The sequence below is a fragment of the Lysinibacillus sp. G1-3 genome, from assembly GCF_056322905.1.
In genome coordinates this window covers 1-553 of sequence record NZ_JBWHYQ010000057.1, presented here as the reverse complement: position 1 = coordinate 553, position 553 = coordinate 1, and the positions used below count along the sequence as shown (strand labels likewise).

At 24.1% G+C, this 553-nt stretch carries 1 pseudogene; it reads left to right on the top strand.

The features are described from left to right. Positions 1-386 precede the first annotated feature (386 nt). A pseudogene (locus ACVYAD_RS25080) lies at positions 387-553 on the top strand (MFS transporter); the annotation flags it as partial.

Below are 553 nucleotides of genomic sequence, written 5' to 3'. Positions count from 1 at the left end.
AAAACATCTTCATTCATTAATGCGAGCAGGATATGTCAATTTAGAATTAGAAGATTATTGGTATTATAGAAATTATATGAGGGCTATAAATACTAAAGAAGTAACAAAAATGATAATACGACGATGGCATTCATAGATAGGTTTCACAATATGTGGTTGATATATTAGTCTTTGCAGCACTTTGTTAATTTTGCAACAGAATTATTATAATAATATATATAATCTAAACAACTATTTCATTACTTTAAACCTCATTTTTAAATTGTTTTTCACCTGTATTATTTCTTTAAATTAGTAGCGTGGTATATGTTTTGTATTTGAAAAATATTGATATTTTTTTTAAAATGTACTTATTAATAAATTACATATAAAGAAGGTATATTTAAATGTATAATAAACTTTGGACAAAAGACTTTATTATGATCACACTAGTTAACTTTCTAATGTATGTTATTCATTATACATTGTTCGTTACAATAACTAATTTTACAATTAATCAGTATCATTCTTCAGCAAGTATAGGAGGATTAGCTGCTGGTATATTCATTATAGG